The sequence below is a fragment of the Dactylosporangium sp. CS-033363 genome (assembly GCF_050942475.1).
In the GTDB taxonomy this organism is placed as follows: domain Bacteria; phylum Actinomycetota; class Actinomycetes; order Mycobacteriales; family Micromonosporaceae; genus Dactylosporangium.
This window is the reverse complement of sequence record NZ_CP192032.1, coordinates 2,885,510-2,905,638: the sequence shown is the minus strand read 5'-3', so window position 1 is coordinate 2,905,638 and position 20,129 is coordinate 2,885,510. Positions and strand designations below refer to the sequence as shown.

General features: G+C 72.1%; 17 protein-coding genes. 6 read left to right on the top strand and 11 right to left on the bottom strand.

Annotation, left to right across the window (positions count from 1 at the left end; translation table 11 throughout):
• Nucleotides 1-52: 52 nt before the first annotated feature.
• Together ACQPZ4_RS13410 and ACQPZ4_RS13405 are read left to right on the top strand one after the other, a co-directional pair.
• Nucleotides 53-889: an undecaprenyl-diphosphate phosphatase gene (locus ACQPZ4_RS13410; protein WP_433059795.1), complete on the top strand. Its 837-nt coding sequence runs from the start codon at nucleotides 53-55 to the stop codon at nucleotides 887-889.
• A 106-nt stretch (nucleotides 890-995) separates the two neighbouring features.
• Nucleotides 996-2,453 (top strand): sulfatase family protein, encoded by a 1,458-nt coding sequence (locus tag ACQPZ4_RS13405; protein WP_433059793.1) that lies wholly within the window; start codon nucleotides 996-998, stop codon nucleotides 2,451-2,453.
• Here ACQPZ4_RS13405 and ACQPZ4_RS13400 read toward each other — a convergent pair.
• The 7 genes from ACQPZ4_RS13400 to ACQPZ4_RS13370 all read right to left on the bottom strand — a co-directional run bounded on the left by ACQPZ4_RS13400 (nucleotide 2,441) and on the right by ACQPZ4_RS13370 (nucleotide 8,637).
• Nucleotides 2,441-2,860 carry a DUF2809 domain-containing protein gene (locus ACQPZ4_RS13400; RefSeq protein WP_433059790.1) on the bottom strand — a complete coding sequence of 140 codons (420 nt, stop codon included), beginning with the start codon at nucleotides 2,858-2,860 and terminating at the stop codon, nucleotides 2,441-2,443. The genes ACQPZ4_RS13405 and ACQPZ4_RS13400 overlap by 13 nt on opposite strands.
• Before the next feature lie 10 nt (nucleotides 2,861-2,870).
• The gene (locus ACQPZ4_RS13395; protein WP_433059787.1) at nucleotides 2,871-3,554 is read right to left on the bottom strand and encodes a B3/B4 domain-containing protein; all 684 of its coding nucleotides are present in this window, start codon (nucleotides 3,552-3,554) and stop codon (nucleotides 2,871-2,873) included.
• A gap of 53 nt (nucleotides 3,555-3,607) precedes the next feature.
• A complete protein-coding gene (locus ACQPZ4_RS13390; protein WP_433059784.1) occupies nucleotides 3,608-4,723 on the bottom strand; it encodes a hypothetical protein in 1,116 nt (371 codons plus the stop codon).
• 364 nt (nucleotides 4,724-5,087) lie between these two features.
• Complete coding sequence (locus ACQPZ4_RS13385) at nucleotides 5,088-7,082, bottom strand: Hsp70 family protein (protein WP_433059781.1); 1,995 nt, start codon at nucleotides 7,080-7,082, stop codon at nucleotides 5,088-5,090.
• A gap of 17 nt (nucleotides 7,083-7,099) precedes the next feature.
• A complete protein-coding gene (locus ACQPZ4_RS13380) occupies nucleotides 7,100-7,552 on the bottom strand; it encodes a hypothetical protein (protein WP_433059778.1) in 453 nt (150 codons plus the stop codon).
• Between the two features lie 64 nt (nucleotides 7,553-7,616).
• Entirely contained in the window at nucleotides 7,617-8,033 is a 417-nt protein-coding gene (gene tsaA / locus ACQPZ4_RS13375; protein WP_433059775.1) for a tRNA (N6-threonylcarbamoyladenosine(37)-N6)-methyltransferase TrmO, read from the bottom strand.
• A 10-nt stretch (nucleotides 8,034-8,043) separates the two neighbouring features.
• Nucleotides 8,044-8,637 (bottom strand): mycothiol-dependent nitroreductase Rv2466c family protein, encoded by a 594-nt coding sequence (locus ACQPZ4_RS13370; protein WP_433066501.1) that lies wholly within the window; start codon nucleotides 8,635-8,637, stop codon nucleotides 8,044-8,046.
• Between the two features lie 105 nt (nucleotides 8,638-8,742).
• Between ACQPZ4_RS13370 and ACQPZ4_RS13365 the strand changes: the two genes are divergently transcribed.
• Nucleotides 8,743-9,297, top strand: a complete 555-nt coding sequence (locus ACQPZ4_RS13365; protein WP_433059772.1) for a hypothetical protein — start codon at nucleotides 8,743-8,745, stop codon at nucleotides 9,295-9,297.
• Between the two features lie 4 nt (nucleotides 9,298-9,301).
• Here the strand turns inward: ACQPZ4_RS13365 and ACQPZ4_RS13360 are convergent, their stop codons facing one another.
• The 4 genes from ACQPZ4_RS13360 to ACQPZ4_RS13345 form a co-directional block, all read right to left on the bottom strand.
• On the bottom strand, nucleotides 9,302-11,578 hold the full coding sequence (locus ACQPZ4_RS13360; RefSeq protein WP_433059770.1) for an Hsp70 family protein: 2,277 nt from the start codon (nucleotides 11,576-11,578) through the stop codon (nucleotides 9,302-9,304).
• Nucleotides 11,579-11,588: 10 nt separating this feature from the next.
• A complete protein-coding gene (locus ACQPZ4_RS13355; RefSeq protein ID WP_433059768.1) occupies nucleotides 11,589-12,722 on the bottom strand; it encodes a glycoside hydrolase family 26 protein in 1,134 nt (377 codons plus the stop codon).
• Nucleotides 12,719-14,662 (bottom strand): glycosyltransferase family 2 protein, encoded by a 1,944-nt coding sequence (locus ACQPZ4_RS13350; RefSeq protein WP_433059765.1) that lies wholly within the window; start codon nucleotides 14,660-14,662, stop codon nucleotides 12,719-12,721. Before ACQPZ4_RS13350 ends, ACQPZ4_RS13355 begins: the two co-directional genes overlap by 4 nt.
• A gap of 1,305 nt (nucleotides 14,663-15,967) precedes the next feature.
• A complete protein-coding gene (locus ACQPZ4_RS13345) occupies nucleotides 15,968-17,188 on the bottom strand; it encodes an MFS transporter (protein ID WP_433059763.1) in 1,221 nt (406 codons plus the stop codon).
• 59 nt (nucleotides 17,189-17,247) lie between these two features.
• On the opposite strand from ACQPZ4_RS13345, the gene ACQPZ4_RS13340 reads away from it, so the two are divergent.
• The 3 genes from ACQPZ4_RS13340 to ACQPZ4_RS13330 all read left to right on the top strand — a co-directional run bounded on the left by ACQPZ4_RS13340 (nucleotide 17,248) and on the right by ACQPZ4_RS13330 (nucleotide 20,096).
• Nucleotides 17,248-17,907 carry a CGNR zinc finger domain-containing protein gene (locus ACQPZ4_RS13340; RefSeq protein ID WP_433059760.1) on the top strand — a complete coding sequence of 220 codons (660 nt, stop codon included), beginning with the start codon at nucleotides 17,248-17,250 and terminating at the stop codon, nucleotides 17,905-17,907.
• Nucleotides 17,908-17,909: 2 nt separating this feature from the next.
• Complete coding sequence (locus ACQPZ4_RS13335) at nucleotides 17,910-18,644, top strand: alpha/beta hydrolase (protein ID WP_433066498.1); 735 nt, start codon at nucleotides 17,910-17,912, stop codon at nucleotides 18,642-18,644.
• A 444-nt stretch (nucleotides 18,645-19,088) separates the two neighbouring features.
• Nucleotides 19,089-20,096 carry a hypothetical protein gene (locus ACQPZ4_RS13330; protein WP_433059757.1) on the top strand — a complete coding sequence of 336 codons (1,008 nt, stop codon included), beginning with the start codon at nucleotides 19,089-19,091 and terminating at the stop codon, nucleotides 20,094-20,096.
• Nucleotides 20,097-20,129 lie beyond the last annotated feature (33 nt).

Below are 20,129 nucleotides of genomic sequence, written 5' to 3'. Positions count from 1 at the left end.
CGTCCGGTAAGTTCCCTGGCGGCGAAGTCGGGCGCGACGAGAGGGAACGGCGTTGCAGATCTGGGAAGCGATCGTGCTGGGCGTCGTGGAGGGCGTGACCGAGTTCCTCCCGGTGTCCTCGACCGGGCACCTGACCATCACCGAGAAGCTGATGGGGATCCCGATCGACGACAAGGGCGTCACGGCGTTCACCGCGGTCATCCAGGTCGGCGCGATTCTCGCCGCGGTCATCTACTTCCGCAAGGACATCATCCGGTTCGTCACCGCGCTGTTCCGGGGGCTGTTCAAGGCCGAGCAGCGGCAGGGCGAGGACTGGCGGATGGCGATCAACGTGATCGTCGGCTCGATCCCGATCATCATCGTCGGCCTGCTGTTCAAGGACTACATCGAGGGCGCCCTGCGCAGCATGTGGTTCGTGGCCGGCGGCCTGGTGCTGTGGAGCATCGTGATGACGCTCGGCGACCACCTGGGCAAGCAGGAGCGCGGCGAGTCCACGGTGACGTGGAAGGACTCGCTGATCATCGGGCTCGCGCAGTGCATCGCGGTCATCCCCGGCGTGTCGCGCTCCGGCGCCACGATCAGCGCGTCGCTCTTCCGCGGCCTCGACCGGGTGACGGCGACCCGGCTCTCGTTCTTCCTGGGCATCCCGGCCCTCACCGCCGGCGGCGTGCTGGAGGCGGTCACCCGCTCCGACGAGATCGCCAGCACCGTCGGCTGGGTGCAGACCGGCGTGGGCACCGTCATCAGCTTCATCGTGGCCTACGTGAGCATCGCCTGGCTGCTGCGGTACGTCGCCCGCAACACCTTCGCCGCGTTCGTCTACTACCGGGTGGCCGTCGGCGGCATCATCATCGCGCTGCTCTGGGGCGGGGTCATCACCGCGACCTGAGCCTTCGGCACAGTTTTTCGTCGCGCCGCGGCGGCGAAAAGGCATGTTGACGCGATCCGAACACCGCTCGTACCTATCGACGCGTGTCAGTGGGTAGAGCTGAGGGATGCGCAAACTGCCCGCACTGATCGCCGCCGTGGCCGCCGCCGGGCTGGCCGTGACCGCGCTCGTCAGCTCGGCCCCCGCACCCGCCGCGGCGGCCGGCAAGCCCAACATCGTCTTCGTGCTCGTCGACGACCTCGCGTGGAACCTGGTGCAGTACATGCCCCAGGTCCAGCAACTGCAGCGCGACGGCACGACGTTCACGAACTACACCGTCACCGACTCGCTGTGCTGCCCGTCCCGCTCGTCGATCTTCACCGGCAAGTTCCCGCACGACACCGGCGTCTTCACCAACGAGGCGCCGGACGGCGGGTTCGGGGTGTTCCACGGCCGCGGCAACGAGGACCACACGTTCGCCACGGCGCTGCAGGGCCAGGGCTACAACACCGCGATGATGGGCAAGTACCTTAACGGGTACCTCCCCAAGGACCTCTACGTCCCGCCAGGCTGGAGCGAGTGGGACGTGGCCGGCAACGCCTACGGCGAGTACAACTACAACCTCAACGAGAACGGCAAGCTGGTCCCCTACGGCAACGCGGACGCCGACTACCTCACCGACGTCGTGAGCGGCAAGGGCCAGGCGTTCATCAAGCGCTCGGCCGCCGCCGGCAAGCCGTTCCTGCTGGAGATCGCCACGTTCGCCCCGCACGGCCCGTTCACCCCGGCCCGCCAGGACCTGGACAAGTTCCCGGGCCTGACCGCGCCCCGCGGCCCCGCCTTCGACACGCTGCCCACGAACGCGCCGGGCTGGCTGGCCGGCAACGGGCCGCTGACCGCCGACGAGCTCAAGAAGATCGACACCGACTTCCGCAAGCGGGCGCAGGCCGTGCAGGCGGTCGACCGGATGATCGCGAACCTGCGCCAGACCCTCAACGCCGCCGGGGTCGCCGGCAACACGTACGTCGTGTTCAGCTCCGACAACGGCTTCCACATGGGCCAGCACCGGCTCGTCGAGGGCAAGCAGACCGCGTTCGACCACGACGTGCGGGTGCCCCTCGTCGTCAGCGGGCCGAACGTGAACGCCGGGCTCGAGCGGCCGCAGGTGGTGCAGAACATCGACCTCGCCCCGACGTTCCAGCGCATCGGCGGCGCCCCGATCGCCGCCGACGTCGACGGCCGCCAGCTCGTCACGCTGCTCACCGGCGGCACGACGGCCGAGTGGCGCACGGCGTCGCTGGTCGAGCACCACGGTCCGGGCACGAGCGCCGACGACCCGGACGTGCAGGACGCGCGCAACGGCATGCCGACCACGTACTCGGCCGTACGTACGGCCACCTTCACGTATGTCGAGTACGACAACGGCGAGCGCGAGTACTACGACCGCGGTTCGGACCCGAACGAGCTGCACAACACCGCGGGCTCGCTGCCGGCGGCGCGGCTGGCCCAGCTGCACACGTCACTGACCGCGCTGGTCGGCTGCCACACCGGAGCCGCGTGCTGGACCGCGGGTCACGTCTCCTGAACGCGGCGTCCCCTGGTCCTCGCGAGCATCTCGACGAGGACCAGGGGCACGACTCCGACCGGATACCAGAGCATGTCGTTCCAGTCGAACGCGTCGCCCAGGATCAACCGCAGGAGGATGCTGTACTGACTGAGCTCGTGCGGTACACCCGAAAGCTGAAAGAGCTCGATGAGCCAGCACAGGCCGATCGCCCACGCACCGGCCACGAGCGGCGAGCGCCGCGGCGCGACGAAGACCACGCCGGCGTAGAGGGCGGAGGCGTAGAGGGCGGTGCCGCTGTTCTGCTGCAGCGCCCCGTTGCTGTAGAGGGTGCCGCCGTACAGCGCCCGGATGCCGAACGCCAGCGCCAGCGCGGCCAGGGCGGTGAGGACGGCGGCGATGCGCACGGCGCGGGTCGTGTCCAGCACTTGGCGGATGTTAGCCGAACGACGGTTGCCGCGCCGACAGCACCGCGGTGGCCGTGACGTTCGCGCCGGCCGCGCGCAGCGCCGCGGCCAGCTCCTCGACCAGCCGCGGGACGTCGTCCGCCGCGGTCTCGTGCAGGCCCTCGGCGACGATGAGCACGCGGGCCGTCGCGGGGCGGATCGCCGAGCGGCCGCTCTGCCGGTTGGTCCACCGCCGCGCGTGCGCGAACCCCTCGTCGTCGGCGAACACGACCTCGCGCGGGTCGGGGTGCTCGACGGTGCCGGCGAACGTCTCGTACGTCTCGGTGCCGTCGGCGTAGCGCACCTCGAGGTCCCCGGCGATCCGGTCGAGGTCGATGGCGGCGACGGGAATCGCGAAGGCCGCCGACACCGCGTTGCCGAGGTCGACCAGCGGGTGCAGCGCCGGCAGGTCACCCTCGATGCGCAGGCGCCGCAGCAGCGATTCCGAGGCGCAGCGGTACTGCGTGGGCTTGATCCCCTGCGCCGCGAACGCCTTGCGCCACGCCTGGATCTCGGGCAGGGCGCTCTCCGCGGTGCCGGTGAGCCGGTCGCGGGCCCGGTCCAGGAACTGATCGACCTTCACGTCGAGGGCCGGGGTGATGGCGCCGACCGCGAGCACGCCGGGGACGAGCTGCGGGAAGTCGCGCCAGATGGCCTCGTGATGCTGGAAACGCATGCCTCGATCATCGCCGCTTTGCTCTGGCTTCGACAGGTCCACCGAGGCGGCCGTCAACAGGGCCGATTTCCTGCATTCGTGCTGCCCCAGATGCGGTACTCGCCGCCCGGCCGGGTGATCGAGTACGTGACGTCCCAGCGGGTGCACGTCTCCGACTCGCGGCCCTTGGGCCCCTTGCCGGACTGCTGCTGGCTGCGGAACGTGACGCGGGCCTGGAGGAGCCCCTTGCCGCTGCCGTCGGGTCCGAGGGCGAGCAGCAGGACATCGTCGTCGGTACTGGTGCTGATCCCGTCCGTGAACCGCTTGACCGCCGCCGAGTCGCTCTGGTTGATCGAGCCGTTCGGGTCCATCACGGCGAGCGCGGAGCCGGCGTTGCGGGCGTTGACCGCGGCGAAGTACTTGTCGAACACCGCGGCGACGGCCGGGCCTTGCGTGGGGTCGAGGCTCGGATCCAGCCGTACCGCGCCCACGCTCGCCGGCACCGTCGGCGGGGAGGCGGTCGTCTGGGCCGGGGTCGGGGTCGGATCGCCCGTGGCCGTCTCGGTGGGCGCGGCGGCGGCGGTGGTCGGGGCGATCGGGTTCGAGGTCGCGGTGGGGCCGGTGGTGGGGCTGCCGGCCTGGTCGTCGCCGAGGATGCGGTCACGGAGGACGAACGCGACGGTACCGGCGGCGAGCAGCAACACCACCGCCACGATCGCGGGGAAGATCCAGACCGGGCGGCGGCTCGGGTCCTGGTCGGGCGGCTCGTTGGTCACCCACTGCGGCTGCGCGGGCACGCTCGCGGCGGCCCAATGCGGCTGCGTCGCGGCGTTCGCGGCGTTTGCGCCGGACCACTGCGGCTGCGTCGTGGCGTTCGCGGCGTTTGCGGCGTTTGCGTCGGCCCATTGCGGCTGCGTCGTGGCGTTCGCGTCGTTTGCGCCGGTCCATTGCGGCTGGGTCGTGGCGTTTGCGGCGGACCACGGCGGCGGGGCCTGGCCGGGGCCGGAGACCGGCTGGACCGGGGCGCTCGCCACCCACGGTGCGGGGCCCTGGGCGGGGCCGGAGGCCGGCTGGATGGGGGCGCTGGTGACCCATGGGGTCGGGGTCTGGCCGTAGTTCACGCCGGCGCCGGGCCAGTTCTGGGCGGCCAGGTCCTCGCCGGGCAGGGGTTGCGCCGGGCCGGTGGGCATCGGCGGGGTCTGGGGCGCGACGCTTGGGGCTGGGGCGTCGCTGCCTGGAGCCTCAGTGCCCGGGGCCGGTGCGCCGCTCGACGGGGACCAGGAGCCGAAGGCGTCGGCGGGGGCGGACGCGGGCCAGGAGACGGGCGGCTCGGCGGGCAGCGTTCCGGCCGGCGGCCAGGACCCGAGTCCCTGCGCGGCGGGGTTGGGTGCACCCTGCTCCGGACGCCGCGCGCCGCACGACGAGCAGGCGGCAACGTCACCGTCGTTGCTCGCGCCGCAAACCCCACACTGCCACATGAATTCTGACAGTAGTCCCCCGGTTCAAGCTCCCGGTTCAAGCTCCCGGTTCAAGCTCCCGGTTCAAGCTCCCGGTTCAAGCCGTGACGCGGAAGCTGCCCGGGGCCGACTTCCGGCTGGTCTTGCCCAACAACTGGACGACGACCTGGCCGGCCTTGGTCCCCGCGGGCGCGACGACCACGCTCGCCTCGGCCGCCCCGGCGTCGTCGGCGGTGAGGGTGGTGAGCAGCTTGGTGCCCGCGCGGACCTCGACCTTCTCCCCGGCCGCGAACCCGCGCGCGGTGAGCTGTACAGTCGTGCCCGCTTTGCCGGAGTTCGGCTGCAGCTGCACGGTGGCCGCGACCGGCGTCGCCTCCTTCGAGGGCGCCGGCGGTGTTGACGGGGCGGCGGAGGCGGAGGCGCTGGGGGTCGGTCCGGCGCCGAGGAGGTTCTCGACCTTGGCCTTGCCGTCGTTGAACAGCGCGCGGCCCCACGGGGTGACGGCCATGATGATGACCCAGGGCAGCAGAGGGAGGGCGGCGAAGCGCAGCCAGCTCCTCTTGCGCCGGCGCGGCGGTTTCGGGGGCTCGGGCTCCGGTTCGTCGTCAGCGTCATGAACACGGTCGCGGGGCATGAGGTCGTCGTCGCCGTAGATGGCCACGTTGCCCTGGATCGTCACGCCCGGCCCGATGACGACGGACGGGCGGCGGGGCTGCTGCGGTACGACCGGCGCGCTCGGCTCGGGCGGCACGCTGACCGGCGCCACCGGGGGCGAACTGATGGGAACAGCCGACGTCAACGAATAGCCGCCGACAGCCCCTTGCCCGGGATAGCCGCCGGGCGGAGTCGGCGGCTGCGCGGGATAACCAGCGGGCGGAGTCGTGGGCTGCCCGGGATAGCCGCCGGGCGGAGTCGACGGCTGCGTGGGATAACCGGCGGGTGGGGTTGTCGGCTGCGCGGGATAACCAGCGGGCGTGGTCGGCGGCGTGGGATAGCCGGCGGGCTGGGTTGCCGGCGGCGCGGGCATTGTGGCGGTCGCTTGGCCGGCCGTCAGGAGCAGGGCGCCGAAGGCGACCGGGAGCTCGGGCTGCTCCGGGACGATCGGCGCGAGGCCGAACCGGGCGTGCAGCCGGCTCGCCACCAGGGGGAGCCGGGAGGAGCCGCCGACCAGGACGATCGCGTCCAGCTGGGCCGGGGTGACGCCCGAGCGTTGCAGGACCCGGCGCGTCTCGTCCACGGCGCGGTCGACCAGCGGGCCCGCGATCCGGTCCAGCTCCTCGCGGGTCAGGTGGGTGGCGCCGTCGCGGCCGGGGACGTGGATCGGGGCGGAGGCGGCGCGGGCGAGCATCTCCTTGGCCTGGCGTACCTCGGACCAGAATGTGCGCCGGTCGCGGTACTCGCCCGGCGTGCGCGGATGCGCCATCCGCTGCCACAGGTCCGGCTCGATGAGCTGGCCGACGTGGCCGACCAGCGCGTCGTCGATATCGGTGCCGCCCAGGTCGGCGAGGCCGCCGGTGGCCAGGACCCGCAGCGGGGCCGCGCCCCGGGCCTGCACGACGGTGACGTCCAGCGTCCCGCCGCCGAAGTCGAAGACCACCGCGCAGCGGCCGGGGGCGAGGCGGCCGCCGAGGGCGCGCACGCAGTACGTGGCGGCCGAGACGGGCTCGTCGACCAGCGTGACGGGGCCGAGTCCGGCGCGGCGGGCGGCGTCGAGCAGTACCGAACGGCGGGTGTTGCCCCAGTCGACCGGGCAGGTGAGGACCGTCTGCAGCGGCCCCGGCCCGCCGGCCTCGGAGGCGGCCCGGCGCAGCACCGCGGCCAGCAGCTCCGCCACGGGCACCTCGCGGTCGCCGAGCAGGATGACCCCGTCGTCGACGCGGCCCTTGGGGTTGGGCTCGAAGCGGGCCGCGTCGGTCATCATGTGCCGCTCGGCGTCCCGCCCGACCAGCAGCGCGCCCGAGGCGTCGGCGAACACGGCCGAGGGCAGCAGCGGGCTGCCGTCGAACAGCAGCGGCCGGGGCGAGCCGTCGCCGCGGTCGAGCACGGCGACCGTGTTGGACGTACCGAGGTCCACCGCGAACCGGAGGGGCATCGCGGAATCCTAAGACCTCAGTGCGGCGCCGAGCGGAACGGCACCCCCAGCGCGGCCGACAGCCCGGCCCCGAGCTCGGCCACCGCCGCCGGTTCCCCGTCGGGCAGGGTGGCCAGGCTGACCTGACGCGAGGATGCGTCCCCGGATTGCAGGACGGCCATCATCCGCGGAAACGAACCGACCCACACCGTTTGTACCGCCTCGACGGGCCCCGCCAGCAGCGCGGCCCGGGCGAGCGCCGCGGGCAGGTCGGCCGCCGACGGGTGCGGCAGCCGCCCCTCGGCCACGAGGTGGTCGCGCCGCAGCTCGGTCGCCTCCCGGCTCTCCTGCAGCGTGGGCAGCTCGTCGAGGTCGTCGATCCCGTGGTTGGTGTGCACCAGCTGGATCGCCCGCACCGTGGACCCGGCCGCGAGCTCCTCGTCGACCTGCGCCCGCACGCCGGCCGGCAGCAGCTCCCACAATCGGTTCATCGCCAAGATCCAACCAGCTCCCCCGGCGACACGCCCGGCTCTGTCGGAATCGGGACCGGGCCGATCAGCGCGCTTCCAGCTCGCCGAGCACGGGTTTCACGTCCAGCAGCGGGGTACCGTCGATCGCTTCCAGCCCCGACACCCGCACCCGCAGCCCGTCGACGGCGAGCACCTCGACCCCGTGCAGCCCGATGGGGTTGGGCCGGTCGGGGGCGCGGGTGCTGAACACGCCGGTCTCCGGCCGGGTCCGGTCGCCGCGCGGATGCACGGCCAGCACGTCCCGGTCGGCCCGGTGCAGCCAGGTCAGCAGCAGCACGCGGTCGCCGGGGCGCAGGTCGGCGAGGGCCGGGCCGACCCGCTCCTCGAACACCAGCCAGGCCTCCGGCGCGCCCTCGTCCCCCTGCCGCGGGGCGCCGGCGCGGTCGGCCAGCGGCGACTCGACGCGCCCGACCGGCCGTACGACGAATCCGTCATGCTCCATGCGCGGGACGCTACACGGGGTCGACGGTCGGCGAGACCCGGTTGCCGCGCTTGAGCTCGTAGAAGCCGGGCGTCTCGACCATCAGCAGCATGCCGTCGAACAGCCGGCCGGCCGCCTCGCCGCGCGGGACCGGGGTCACCACCGGGCCGAAGAACGCCGACCGTCCGATGTGGAGGGCGGGCGTGCCGAGGTCCTCGCCGACCGGGTCCAGGCCGGCGCGGTGACTGGCCAGCAGCGCCGCGTCGAACGCGTCCGAGTCGGCCGCCGCCGCCAGCGCCGGGTCCAGATCCAGGGCGGCCAGCGCGCCGCGGTACAGGTCCGGCCCGATCGCCTCTTTCCCGTGATGGATCCGCGTACCGAGCTCCGTGTACAAATCCCGCAGGACCGGCGTGCCGTGGCGCTGTTCCGCCGCGATCAGGACGCGGACCGGGCCGAGCGTGTCGGCGAGCCACGTGCGGTACCAAACCTCCAGGCCCTTTCGTTCTTTGTTGAGCAGCCACAGGCTCATCACGTGGAAGCGGGTCTCCACCGGCCGGACCCGCTCCACCTCCAGCAGCCAGCGCGAGGTGTTCCACGCCCACGGGCACTTCGGGTCGAACCACATGTCCACGATCGTCACGCCACCTATTCAAGCCCGGGTCGTTGGCCCTCGGAAGCGCAATTCGGCGGCGCGGCGATTGGGCCAAGTGCACGACGATAGGATCTCCGGGTGGGCGACTACTTCCAGGTCATCGCGGACGTCGACGCCACCGGGGAGGAGGCGCCGCGCCTCGCCGCCGATCTGCTGACGTGGCTCGTGGCGGAGGGCATCGTGCGGGCCGGGCGGACCGACTGCGTGCTCGGGGCGCCGCTGGGCAACCCGCCGGGGCCGCGGTACGAGGCGGCGGTCACCGCACCCGACGAGCACCTGCGCACCATGCGGACCAACGGCGTCGAGGTGTTCGCGGCGGCCACGGTCGTCGACCCGGGGCAGGGCGGCGGGGACGACGAGTTCCGCTGCCCGCACTGCGGGGCGGTGAGCACCTACGGCGAGCCGCAGTGGGAGCCGTTCGAGACCGCGATGGCGGCCTGGCACGCCGGCCGGCCCAGTGACGTCGCGTGTGTCGCATGTGGACGGCCGGCGCCGATCGGCGACTGGGTGGCGTGGGCGTTCGCGCGGGTCGGGGTGCAGTTCTGGAACTGGCCGCCGCTGCGCCCGGAGTTCGTGGCCGAGGCTGGGCGCCGCCTCGGCCATCGCGTCCGGCTGGTCGACGGCAAGCTCTGAACCGTTATTTTGCGTACGTGAAGGCCTGCACGTCGAAGGTGCCGTCGAGCTTGCGAGCGGTGCTGTAGCCGCCGACGGTGTAGACCACGCCGTCCGAGGCCGCCACCGCTTGCCCGGCCCGCGGGAGGTCCTGCTTCGGCAGCGTGGACGTCTTCGCACCGTCCTCACACCACCAGTCGTACACCTCCTGGCCGTTGTTGCCGCCGAGCACGCACAGGCCGATGCCGTCGATCATCACCGCGGCCGCCCCCTCGCGCGGGTGGTCGAGCTTCGGGTGCTCGTCGGCCAGGACACGGTTCTGCAGGACGTCGATCGTGTCGAGGGCGGCCTGGCCCTCGCCGCGCCGCCCGCCGATGAGCCAGACCCGGCCGGCCCGGTCGGTGGCCGCGGTGAGCTTGTCCCGCGCGACCGACATCTTGCCGATCGTCGACCAGCCGCTCGAGCCCAGGGCCCAGATCGTGTCGGTCGCGTGGTGGTCGGTGTCGGTGCCGCCGGCGTAGAGGATGCCGTTGGCGTCGTACAGCGCGGTGCCCGAGGTGCGCTTGGCGGGCAGCTTCGGGCCCTCCTCCCAGTCCTTGGCGCCGGACTTGAGCTGCCAGACCTCGTCGGTGGCGCCCTCGGCGGCGAGCCCGCCGAGCACCCAGATGCTGCCGACCCCGTCGACGACGACGCTCATGTGGCTCAGCGGATGTGGCAGCTTCGGGCCCTCGGAGAAGGTGCCGCGGTCGATGTAGTAGATCCACACCGAGTCCAGCTGCCGCCGGTTGTTGCCCGCCGTGAGGCCGCCGATGACGTACAGCTGCCGCCCGATCACCGCCGCGCCCGCGCCCTCGAAGGCCACGCTGCCCGGCACCTCCGCGAGCTTCTTCCAGTCCCCGAGGAGCTGGCTCGCGAGGAACGCCCGGTATGCGAAGAACCCTCCGGCCACGAGCACGACCAGTGCTACCGCTCCGGCGATGATCGCGTTTCGCCGCTTCTTCGGCGGGGGTACGGGCGCCGGCGTCTGCGGTTCGACGGCCGGCGAAACAGGGGCGGCCGACGGCATGGCGGGGGGTGCCGAGACCGGGGAGCCGGGGATCGCCGAGACCGGGAACATCGCCGATCCGTAGAGCGTGCCGGGGCCCGAGGAAGGGGCGGCGCTCACCGGGATCGGGACCGAGGCCGTGCCCGAGGCGACCGGCACCCGGCCCGCAGCGGTCAGCTCCGACGGGTGCACGACCGCGCCCTCCGCCACCGGCAGCTCGGGCTGTTCGAGCACCGTCGGCACCACGCCGAGCTCGCGGTGCAGCATGCGGGCCACCAGCGGTACCCGCGAAGAACCTCCGACGAGGAGGATGCCCGCCATCTTGTTGGGCTCCAGCCCGCAGTCGCGCACGACCCGCGCGGTCTCGGCGACCGTCCGGGCGATCATCGGCCCGATCTTCTGCTCGAGCTCGTCGCGGGTCAGGTGCAGCGCCGACTCGACGCCGGGCACGCTGACCGGGGCGACCGTGGTGCGCGAGAGCATCTCCTTGGCGCCGCGGACGTCCTCCCAGAACAACCGGCGGTCGCGGCGCTCCTGCGCGGTCTGCGGGTGCTGCAGCCGGCGCCACACCTCGGGCTGCGAGGCCTGCAGCACCTCGCCGAGCCGCTCGACGAGCGCCGCGTCGAAATCGAGGCCGCCGATGTCCTCCAGGCCGCCGGAGCCGATCACGGTGAAGCCCTGCGGGTCGTTGCGCACGACCGCGATGTCGATGGTGCCGCCGCCGAAGTCGTAGACGACCACGGCCTCGCCGGGGGGCAGCGGGTGGTTGAGGGCGCTGATGAAGTACCGGGCGGCCGCCACCGGCTCGGGCAGCATGCTGACGTCGGTGAACCCGGCGGCGAGCGCGGCGTCGTGCAGCGCCTTGCGCCGGGTCTGGCCCCAGGAGGCGGGGTAGGTCAGCACGACCGGCGGCGCGAACCGGGTCACCTCGGCCACCCCGACGGCGACCTGGCGCAGCACGGCCGCGAGCAGCTGCACCGTGGGTACACCATCGTTGCCCAGAAGGACGGAGGGCTCGTCGATGCGGCGCTTCGGGTTGGGCTCGTAGCGGCCCGGGTCGAGCTGGGCCAGGCGCTGGGCGTCGCGGCCGACCGCGAGGTGCCCGTCGTCGGTGCGGAACACGGCCGAGGGCATGAGCGGGGCACCGTCGAACAGCACCGGGCGGCGGCGTCCGTCGGGCGAGCGGATCACCGCGACCGTGTTCGACGTGCCGAGGTCGATGCCGACGACGTACCCGCCGGGCGTGGGGCTCACCACGACGCTGCTCCTAATTCGATCTGGGTGCGGAGGCGACCGGGACGGTCCGGCGCGGGGTCATGTCCGGGTCCCAGCGCGCCGCGTAGTACGGCTGGGCGATCCCCTGCGCGAACGCGGCCGACGCGGCGGGCGTGGCGGCGATGCGCCAGTCGGTCTCCTTGACCGACTCGTACCACAGGAAGCCGATGATCTCCGGGTGCTTCGGCAGCGTCTGCAGCAGGTCGGTGATCCAGTCGGCCTTGCGCCCCTGTTTGTCGGTGGCGGCCGTCTCGGTGACGACGATCGGGCGCTTGCTCAGCGTCTTGAGCTCGTTGAGGGTCGGGCGGTAGATCTGGTCGAACGTCTGGTACGCCTCCAGGCCCCCGGTGCCGTAGTAGCCCGACAGGCCGACCCAGTCCACGTAGTCGTCGCCGGGGTACAGCTCCGACAGCGGCGTCGAGTTCTCGTAGACGACGTTGGGGCTCCAGACCCAGATGACGTTGTTCGCGCCGGTGCGGGCGAACAGGTCGTGCACGTGCCGCCAGGCGGCCACGTAGTCGCCGTCGCGGTTGCCGTTGGCGGACTCGCCCCACGGGTACCAGTAGCCGTTCATCTCGTGCGCGAAGCGGATGGCGACCGGGTACCCCAGCGCCTTGATCCCGCTCGCCCACTCCTCGAGGTAGCCGTCGAACTTGCCGCCGGTGATGTTCGACAGGCGGTACGATGGCTGCGTTCCCCGGTCTTTGTCCTGTTTGGACTCGGCGCGGTAGTCCCACGGCTCCCAGCCCATCATCGGCAGCATGCCGCGGTTGACGATGCGGTCGAACGGCTGGCGGTCGAAGTGCTTCTCCGCGCCCCAGCCCGACGCGAACATCATGACCTGCGGGCCCTTGCCGGCCGCCTGCACGAAGCCGTTGTAGTCGGTCAGGTCGCCCGGCCCCTTGTCCGTGAACACCCCGAAGAACGCCGTGCCGGCCTGCGGGAACACCTCCGGGCGGCGGCGCGGGTCGGGCGCGGCGGGGGTGAAGCTGGGCACCGGTTCGGCCAGCTGCTCCTGCCAGCCGGCGGTCGTGCTCGTGTACGCCTCGACGCGCGGGGCGATCACGAAGACGTACCCGCCGATCAGCACGAGCGCGGCGAGCATGAGGCGGGGCAGGGTGATCACGCGGCGCTCCCCTGCGGGACGGCTTCCTGCTGTGACAGCGGATAGCCCGCGTGCGGGACGGCCGGGAACCCGCGCACGGTCGGCAGGTCGTCGATGGCCGTGGCGCTGGCCGCCGTGGCGCGCACGGTGATGACCAGGCCGGACGTGACCGGGTCGGCCTCGGGCACCTCGACGCCGCGCTCGCGCAGATAGGTCGCATACGCGATCAGGGGCGGGAGGACCCCGACGACGATGCTGACCGCCGCCCAGAAGCGAAGGGCGATCGAGTTGTACCCCATGATGCCACTCACCGCGAGCAGCGCGACACCCACCAGGGCCCAGATCGCGTGCGTGCGGAACGTCTTGGGCCCGTCGACGCTGCGCAGCCGCCCCTTCGCCGTCACCGCGTAGGCGAGCGGCCGGCGGGCGAGCGCCGCCAGTCCCGCCGCGGCGTAGATCGGCACCGCGAACAGCGCGAGGGCCATCCCGTGCAGCCCGATCTCCTTGCGCTCGTGCCGCGCGAGGTTGAACCGGCGCAGCCACAGCCAGAGGATCGCCCAGCTGCCCATGCTGGCCGCCCACAGCCCGAGCCACCACCGCCACTCGATGGTCGCGGCGTTGATGCCGAGCCCGAGGTACACGCCGGTGGCCACGATCCCGCTCACCGCGGACAGCGCGACGCTCGGGTAGTAGGACTGCACCAGGCTGTAGCTGATCTTCTGCGGACCGCCGAGCCGCTTGAGGTGGGGACGGGCGCGCAGGAGGATCTCCCACACGCCGTACGCCCACCGCTTCTGCTGGTTGAAGTAGTCGGTCCAGCTCGTCGGCCCCTCCCCCACCGCGACGACGTCGGGGGTGTAGACGCCCCTCCAGCGCCGGTCCGTGAGCGGATTCTTGGCCCCCATGACGACCATGCTCGTCAGGTGGTCCTCGATGATCGAGTCCTGATACCCGTCGATCAGAGCCCAAGCCAGCGGCCGGTACAGGTGGTTGGTCCCGATCAGCAGCGGCGCGTCGAGCCCGTTGCCGCCCCGCTCGATCAGCCCCGAGAACAGGTACTGCTGCACCGAGGCGCCGTGCACGACCCAGTTGCTGTACATGTTGCCGTACACCTGCGGCGCCACGACGAACGCGACATCGGGATCGCGGAAATAGCCCAGCGTCCGCTCGAGAAAGCTCGGCAGCGGCACGTGGTCGGGGTCCATCTGCGCCACGACGTCGTACACGTGCTCGTGCGTGGCCCGCCAGGCGTTGTGGTTGCCCGACTTGGTCTTGGCGCGGAAGGCCCCGTGCTCCTGGTTGAACTCGGGCCGCCCCTTGCGGCTGAAGTGGTTCACCCCGAGCCGCTTGGCCATCGCCTTCACGCGCGGGTCGTCGCCCTCGTCGAGAATCCAGATGTCGACCTGCCCGTGGTACCGCACCTTCTGCATCGCGCGCAGCGACCGCTCGACGACGTCGATGGGCTCCTTGGCCGGCACGATGGTCGTGAGCATCGCGATGCGCAGCCCCCGCTCGGGCACCATGGGGACGGGATCGCGGGCGCGCCAGGCGAACACCCAGACCGCGAGGTTCTGCAGCATCCGGACGGCCTCGACGAGGACGACGAAGCAGAACGCGATCCGGGCCACGATGACGTGCCAGTCGCCGGCGTCGTCGCCTGGTATGTGCTCGGGGAGCAGCAGCCAGCCGACGAACACGAACCCGGTCAAGAAGTTCAGCGCGATCAACAGCGACAGCATCACCCGCCGCCACGGCCCGCCGACATGCCGGTACACGACGGGATGCTGGGCCTTGCCGGGTGTGGTGAGGGGCCCGGCGAGCTCGTTACAGTCCTCGTAGGCGCGGTGCGTCTCGGCGAGCTTGGCCTCGTCCTTCAGGCGGCGCCGCTCGGCCCGGCGCGCGGCCCGGCTGCTCGGCGCGGCGGCCTCAACCTCAGCTCCGGGCGTCGCCGATCGGGGCACAACGGTGTCCAGCAACGACCCGGCCTCCGATCTTGCATCTCACGCGGCTGCTGCTTTTTCAGCAATGCCGATGGTAGGCACAGAATGCGATCTCGCGGACCACCCGAACGTGCCGTCATCAATCCTTGCCACATGATCGTTTCCGCAGCTCAGGTGCTTTGTTCCGCTGTCGCCGCCCCCTCCGCCCGACCCCCGATGTAGCGGATCCGACAGGGCATTTCTGGATCTCTTTTTTGAACCGCTCCAATACCGGCGATTTTGTCGACAACCCGACATCGAGCAACAGTTGTATTCCGTATCAGATGGCGCCCGACTCCTTCTTACGTTGAATAGGGTTCGCCTGCCTGTGCTGTTGACTCTGGGCTCTGTGCGGCGTGGGCGCCCAGCATGCGCAACGACCTCTTACCCGAGCCACCCGCCGGCGCCCGCTCCGGTCCCGTCGACACTCGCTCGGGTCGCACCGACGCTCGCTCAGGTCCCACCGACACTCGCGCCTTTGGCCGCGGCGACGTCCCTTGCCCAACGACGTTCTCGGCATCACGGCGACACCCGAGCGCGCAACGATCGCCCGACCCGGACCGCACACCGACGACCGCTCTTGCCCACGCACTGACGTCCGCCCGGGAACGCAATGCCACTTGGGCCATTCAACGCGATAGCGTCCCCCCGAGCGCACCACGGCATCCTCGGACCCGCGACGGCATCCTTTCCGACGCGGCGACCACGTCGGGCAACGGCGTCCTCGGCGCAACGGTGTGGTCAGCGCAGCGGTGTGGTCGGCGCAGCGGTGTGGTCGCGCAACGGCTTCCCTGGAGACGATGGCGATCCTCGGCGCAACGACTCCTTGCCGTGACATCTCCGACCAGCCCTGGGAATCGCCCCGGCGGCGCGGCCCGCCTGGCGCGGCCCATCCCGGCGCGGCGCGGCGCAACCCGGCCCATCTCGGCGCGGCCCGCCCTGGCGCGGCGCGGCCCAACCCGGCCAGCCCGGCCCAGCGCGGCCCAGCGCGGCCCAGCGCGGCCCAGCGCGGCCCAGCCCAGCGCACAGTCTGGCCCAGCGCGGCCCGGCCCAGCGCGGCCCAGCGCGGCCCAGCGCGGCCCAGCGCGGCCCGGCCCAGCGCGGCCCAGCGCGGCCCGGCCCAGCGCGGCCCAGCGCGGCCCAGCGCGGCCCGGCCCGGCGCGGCGCGGCCCAGCGCGGCCCGGCCCGGCGCGGCGCGGCCCAGCGCGGCCCGGCGCGGCGCGGCCCGGCGCGGCCCAACCCGGCGCGGCCCATCCCGGCCCGGCCCATCCCGGCGCGGTGTCCCGTCTACGCCACGGCTCGCTGCAGGGCTGCTGAGGTCTCGTCGGCTCGGGCTTCGGATGTGGACCGGTTGGCGCTTCGGCGTGCGAGGTGAGGCTCGGTCAGGAGGAGCAGGACCGCGACCGCGGCGATCAGGGCGCCGGCCAGGGCTACGGTGCGGACGTTGGAGTGGTCGATGATGACGCCGCCCAGGAAGGAGCCGGTGGCGATGCCTACGTTGAAGGCTGAGCTGCCGCCGGCTGAGGCGAGGTCGGTGCTGCCCGGGGCGACCATGAGGATGCGGTTCTGGACGGCGGCGGCCATGGCGCTGTAGGCGAAGGCGTTCAGGGCCAGGGCCACGATCGCGGGGGCCTTCAGGGTGCCGAGGGCGTACAGCAGCAGCAGGGACAGAACGATGAGGGCGAGCGGGACGAGGAGGGCCGGCCACGGGTACCGGTCGAGGAAGCGGCCCACGACCAGCGTGCCCAGGAAGCCGGCGCAGCCCGTCACCAGGAGCAGGGGGCCGAGCGTTGTGGCGGCGAATCCGGTGACGTCGAGCAGGTAGGGCGTGACGTAAGTCTGGGCGGTCAGGGCGCCGGTCACGCCGATCGCGGTGCACAGGACCAGCAGGACGTAGCGCAGGCGGGACGGGCTCGAGCCGCGGGAGGCTGCGTCGGCCTCCGGGGCGGTGCGCGGGACCAGCGCCACCACCATCGCGCAGGTGGCGACGCCGACCGCGGCCATCACGAGGAAGGCGACGCGCCAGCCGGCTTGCTGGCCGAGCCAGGTGCCGAGCGGTACGCCGAGGACGGGGGCCAGGGCGGCGCCGATCGACATGCGGGCCACGGTGCGGCCGCGCTGGGACGGGGGGAACATGCCGGTCGCGGTCGAGGCGATGATGGACCAGAAGAGGGCCTGGGTGAGGCCGACGACCAGGCGGGCGGCCAGGAGCACCTCGTAGCCCGGGGCCAGCGCGGTCACCAGGGTCGCAGCGGAGAAGACCCCGAGCGTGACGCCCAGCAGGAGGCGTTTCGGGATGCGCTGGGTCAGGCGGGCCAGCGGGAAGGACATGAGCACGACCACTGCCGCGTAGCCGGTCATGAGCAGGCCGACCTCGGATCTCGAACGGTGCAGATCGTCGGCCATGAGCGTCAGGAGCCCGACGGGCAGGATCTCGGTGGTGACGAATGTAAAGGTCGAGATGGACAGGGCGGCCAGGGCCAGGTTTGCGCGTCGGTGTTCGAGCATCAATGCTCTCCCGTTCCGAGGATTCCGGTAAAGCTGTTTACGGTGGTAGCATCGCATACATGGAGTCGTCGGACAAGCCCGTTCTCAGACTCGTCGGCGGGCACACCGGGCTCGACCTGGTGAATACGGTTGAGCCGCGGGTGCCTGGTGCAGTACCGGAGAAGGAGCACTTGAAAACGCCACTCGACCTGCTGTTGTGGGCCGAGCGCGCCGGGGTCGTGGAGCCGGAGGAGGTGAGCGACATCCTGTCCGTCTGGCACGGCGAACAGGCGCTGGCGGCGGTGCTGGGGATTCGGGAGGCGGTTTATGCGGTACTGCTGACGCGGATGGACGACGAGAGGTCCACGGCGCCGCTGCAGCCCGCGTTGGAGCAGCTCAGCACCCGCTATGCGGCCGCCGTCGCGCGGGCCGCACTCACCCCGTCGGTCGACTCGCCGACGGCCGCGCGCCTGCGGATCGGCGACGTGGCCCCGTTCGCCGTGCAGGACCGGCTCGCCGCGCTCGCCGTCGACCTGCTGACCACGGAGAACATCGACGACCTGCGCGCCTGCCCGCTGGACGAGGGCGGCTGCGGATGGCTGTTCGTCGACCGCAGCCGCAACCATTCGCGGCGGTGGTGCTCGATGGACGACTGCGGGGCGCGCGTGAAGGCCCGCCGCCTCACGGACCGCCGGCGGGGCAGACAGCTACCACCTAACTCTGCTATAGTGGAATCATGACGATGGCGCGGATTCGATGCGACTTCTCCTCCGATGCACTCGGGGTAGCGACCTCGATGACCGTGTTAGTGCCCGACTCGACGACGCCACTTCCCGTCCTGTACCTCCTGCACGGCCTCAGTGACGACGACACCGCCTGGACCCGGTTCACCTCGCTCGAGCGCTATGCCGCGGAACTCGGGCTCGCGATCGTCATGCCGCAGGTGGAGCGGAGCTTCTACACCGACGAGGTCTGGGGCCGTCCATATTGGACGTTCGTCGCCGAGGAGCTGCCGCGCAAGACCCGCGGACTGTTCCGCATCACCGACGATCCGGCGCAGACCTTCGTCGCAGGACTCTCCATGGGTGGGTACGGCGCGTTCAAGCTCGCCCTGCGCCACCCCGATCGGTTCGGCGCCGCGGCCAGCCTGTCCGGCGTGCTCGACCTGCCGACGCGGGCACGGGAGCTGTTCACCGCCGGCGACCCGCGGATGTGGGAGCGCATCTTCGGCGACCCGCCGGCGATCGCGGGCACCGACAACGACCTGCTGCACCTGCTCGAATCCGTCCCGAACCCGCCGCCGCTGTTCGCCGCGTGCGGGACGGAGGACCCGTTGTACCCGGGGAACGTGAAGTTCCGCGATGCGTGCACCAGGCTGGGGATTCCGCTGAAGGCCGAGTTCTCGCCGGGCGCGCACGACTGGGCGTTCTGGGACGCGAAGATCCGCGAGGTGCTGGCATGGCTGCCGTTGCGATGACTCCGCTGCGGGCGCGTGCCAGGGCGATCGGGGGCGCGACGGGGCGAGGTCGTCCCGGCCCGCAGCGAGGTGGCGTCCGCCGGAACCAACGAGAGGGCCGGTGTGACGACCGCACCGGGGCGCGCGCGACGCGGGGTTTCGGGACACGACGGCTCGCGAGGTGGCGGCACGGCTGCCGTTGCGACAACTGCGGCGGCCGCGTACGACGGGAGGGCGTAGTGGTCCCGGCGGCCACGTACGACGGGGACAGCCGGAGAGGCGCGGACATGGACGGCGTGGTGGTCCCCGCGGCCGCGTACGACCGAGACGGCCGGGGAGGCGCGGACATGGACGGCGTAATAATCCCCGCGGCCGGGCACGTCAGGACGGCCGGAGAGGCGCGGACATGGACGGCGTAGTAATCCCCGCGGCCGCGCATGTCCGGACGGCCGGGAAGGCGCGGACATGGACGGCGTAGCGATGATCTCGCCGGATGAGATCGGGGCCTGGCTTGGGAGTCCGGTTGTCGAAACCATAATGCGGACCGGGAATCTGGCTGTGGTGCACGTGCTGCGGTTGGGCGATGGGCGGACGGTGGTGGTGAAGGCGCGGGCGGCGGAGGAGCGGCTGGCCGGGTGCGCGTTCGTGCATCGGCATCTGTGGCGCGCGGGCTTTACCTGTCCGGAGTTGATTGCCGGTCCTACGCGGTTCGGGGAGCTGGCGTTGAGTGCCGAGATCGCCGTGGAGCGCGGAACTGGGCCAGTGGTCGGGCAGGTGCCAGGAGCGGGAGACGGGGCGGTGACGTCAGCGCCGAGCGACGGACGGGTGGCGTCGGGGCCAGGAAACGGCCAGCCGGGGTCGGGGGACGGCGCGGCGCGAGGACCGGGGGCGGCGGAGTTCTCGGCGTTGTTGGCTCGGCTGATCGGGATGGCGCCGAAGGTTGGAGAGACGCCGTCGTTGGCGCCGGCGCCCGCATGGATTCGGTGGTATCACGACGATGGGGCGATCTGGCCGTGGCCCGATGACCGGGACGCCGATCTGCATCTGGTCGCCAGTTGGCATGATGCGGCGGCGGTTGAGGTGCGGCGACTGCTGGGGCGGTTTGGGGCGGAGCCGGTGATTGGGCACTGTGACTTCGAGGCGCACAACATCTGGTGGCGTGGGGATCAGCCGTTGGCGGTGCACGACTGGGACAGTGTGGTGGCCGAGCCCGAGGCGGTCATCGTGGGCGTGGCGGCGGCGATGTGGCCGGCCGGGGACGGGCGGTTGGGGGCGACCGTTCGGGAAAGCGCTGAGTTCCTTGACGGGTACCAGCGTGCGCGAGGGCGAGGGTTCAGCGGCGACGAGGTGCGGGCGGCCTGGGCGGCTGGGCTTTGGATTCGGCTGTTCAATGCGAAGAAGTGGGCCTTGGACGGGCTCGATGCGCTGGGGCAGGACGAGGCCGAGGTGCGGGCGCATATGGCAGGGCTTTGAGGTCGGCGCAGCGAGGTGGTGTACCCGGGCGCG

Coding starts and splice junctions, on each gene's coding strand:
- ACQPZ4_RS13405 (WP_433059793.1), top strand. CDS start 996: ATGCGCAAACTGCCCGCACTGATCGCCGCCGTGGCCGCCGCCGGGCTG.
- ACQPZ4_RS13395 (WP_433059787.1), bottom strand. CDS start 3,554: ATGCGTTTCCAGCATCACGAGGCCATCTGGCGCGACTTCCCGCAGCTC.
- ACQPZ4_RS13390 (WP_433059784.1), bottom strand. CDS start 4,723: ATGCCCACCGGCCCGGCGCAACCCCTGCCCGGCGAGGACCTGGCCGCC.
- ACQPZ4_RS13385 (WP_433059781.1), bottom strand. CDS start 7,082: ATGCCCCTCCGGTTCGCGGTGGACCTCGGTACGTCCAACACGGTCGCC.
- ACQPZ4_RS13380 (WP_433059778.1), bottom strand. CDS start 7,552: ATGAACCGATTGTGGGAGCTGCTGCCGGCCGGCGTGCGGGCGCAGGTC.
- tsaA (WP_433059775.1), bottom strand. CDS start 8,033: ATGGAGCATGACGGATTCGTCGTACGGCCGGTCGGGCGCGTCGAGTCG.
- ACQPZ4_RS13370 (WP_433066501.1), bottom strand. CDS start 8,637: ATGTGGTTCGACCCGAAGTGCCCGTGGGCGTGGAACACCTCGCGCTGG.
- ACQPZ4_RS13345 (WP_433059763.1), bottom strand. CDS start 17,188: ATGCTCGAACACCGACGCGCAAACCTGGCCCTGGCCGCCCTGTCCATC.
- ACQPZ4_RS13340 (WP_433059760.1), top strand. CDS start 17,248: ATGGAGTCGTCGGACAAGCCCGTTCTCAGACTCGTCGGCGGGCACACC.
- ACQPZ4_RS13335 (WP_433066498.1), top strand. CDS start 17,910: ATGGCGCGGATTCGATGCGACTTCTCCTCCGATGCACTCGGGGTAGCG.
- ACQPZ4_RS13330 (WP_433059757.1), top strand. CDS start 19,089: ATGGACGGCGTAGCGATGATCTCGCCGGATGAGATCGGGGCCTGGCTT.